The 1853-nt window shown below is 66.1% G+C and carries 2 protein-coding genes and 1 pseudogene; all 3 read right to left on the bottom strand.

Annotation, left to right across the window (positions count from 1 at the left end; translation table 11 throughout):
- On the bottom strand, positions 1 to 146 hold a 146-nt coding region (locus EN742_RS33730), incomplete at its 3' end, for a proline racemase family protein (protein WP_189375712.1).
- 100 nt (positions 147 to 246) lie between these two features.
- Positions 247 to 1563, bottom strand: a complete 1317-nt coding sequence (locus EN742_RS33735; RefSeq protein WP_126057817.1) for an FAD-dependent oxidoreductase — start codon at positions 1561 to 1563, stop codon at positions 247 to 249.
- A gap of 15 nt (positions 1564 to 1578) precedes the next feature.
- A pseudogene (locus tag EN742_RS33740) lies at positions 1579 to 1853 on the bottom strand (dihydrodipicolinate synthase family protein); the annotation flags it as partial.

The raw sequence follows: 1853 nt of genomic DNA on the forward strand, positions 1-1853 counted from the left end.
GTGCGGATCCAGTCATATTCGGCGAGGAAATGCGCCCGCCGCTCCATCATCGTCTTGCCCTCGAGCAACGGACCGCCGCCGGCGACCAGCCTGACCGGATTGCCGCAGGTATGGCCGTCGATGCAGGTGAAGGTTTTTTTGGCCATGATGCTTCCTAGAGCAATTTCAGGAAAAGTGTGAAGCGGTTAAGTTCGGCGCCTTCGCCGTAACCTTCCGTCCGGAATTGCGTCAAGACAAGAAGACTGTTCAAAACCGCTGCGGGCCGAAGGGGGCGAGATCGACGGGCGGAGTCTGACCGAGAACGAGATCGCGGATCAAGCGCCCGGTTGCCGCTGCCTGCGTCAGGCCGAGGTGGCCGTGACCGAAAGCGTAGAAAATGTTCGGCGCGCGCGCCCGGCCGATGACGGGCAGCGAATCCGGCAGCGATGGGCGATACCCCATCCATTCGCGCCCGCCGGACGGATCGAGCCCCGGCAGGAAACGCCTGGCCTTTTCCAGCATGGCCTTCGACCGCGCGAAATTGGGCGGGCGCTCGATGCCGCCGAGTTCGACGGCGCCGCCGACGCGCACGCCCGTTTCCAGCGGCGTGATGACGAAGCCGTGCCCGGAGAAGATCAGCTGCCGCTTCACGTCGAAGGCCGACACGGGGAGCGTCGTGTTGTAGCCGCGCTCGGTCTCCAGCGGGATGTGCTCGCCGACGTCCCTGGCCAAAAGATGCGACCATGCGCCCGCGGCGATGACGAGTTGGTTTGCCCTCCGGGTCGTGCCGTCGGCAAGCACGATCGTCGCGCCATCCGCTCCGGCCTCGATCCGCTCGACGCGTGCGTGCCCGAAGCGGGCGCCAAGCCGTTCGGCATGGGCCCAGACCGCCTTGCCGAGCAGCCTGGGGTCGGCGACCGTTTTCCAGCCCGGCACGAAGGTGCCCTTGATGAAGCGCGGCGAAAGGCCGGGCTGCAGCGCAGCGAGATCCGCACCGTCGACATGGCTGAAGCCGATGCCGTAGCGCTCACGCGCCGCCCAGCCGGACAGCGAGGCGTGGAACTCGGCCTCGCTCTCGTAGAGTTCCAGCGAGCCGTCCTCGCGTAGCATTGGCCTCGTGCCAGAGCGGTCGAGCAGACCCATCCACTCCGCTTCGGCAAGCCTCATCATCGCGGCCTGTGCGGCGAGGCTCGTCTCGTAGCGGTCGCCGCGCCCGGCGCGCCAAAAGCGGACCAACCATGGCAGCAGCTTCGGCAGATAGGCCGGCGGGATGCTGAGCGGGCCGAGCGGATCGGCAAGCCATTTCGGCAATTGCCGGATCATGCCCTTGTGCGCCAGCGGCAGCACGTCGGTGAAGGCGAAGGCGGCGGCATTGCCCGAGCTCGTTTCCTCGCAGATGCCCGTCCGATCGAAGATCGTGACGTTGCGCCCGGCCTCGGCGAGATAGGTGGCGGCGCAGATGCCGATGATACCGCCGCCGATGATGGCGATGTCTTCACCTTCTCCCCGTTCACGGGGAGAAGGTGCCCGAAGGGCGGATGAGGGGCGGCGCCCCTCCTCGGTCTCATCGGAATTTTCCTGCACGCGAATGCTATTCCTCTATTCGGCTGCCACCAGCTTGTCCGGCGATCGAGGAGACGCCTGCAGCGCCGGCAGTTTCGGCCGCACTGCCAACGCATCCCGAACGATCTTTTCCACCGCCTTGCGGCGCTCGCCCGACAGCGGCCGGCGCGGCATCCGAACGCGATCATTGGTATCGATCGCCAGCACTTCAGCAAGCTTGATGTTTTGGACCAGATAGGTCGAGACATCGAGGTCGAGCAGCGGCCGGAACCAGCGATAGATCTCGAGCGCCTACTCGCGCCGGCCCTGCT

The sequence above is a fragment of the Mesorhizobium sp. M4A.F.Ca.ET.020.02.1.1 genome (assembly GCF_004022645.1).
Lineage (GTDB): Bacteria > Pseudomonadota > Alphaproteobacteria > Rhizobiales > Rhizobiaceae > Mesorhizobium.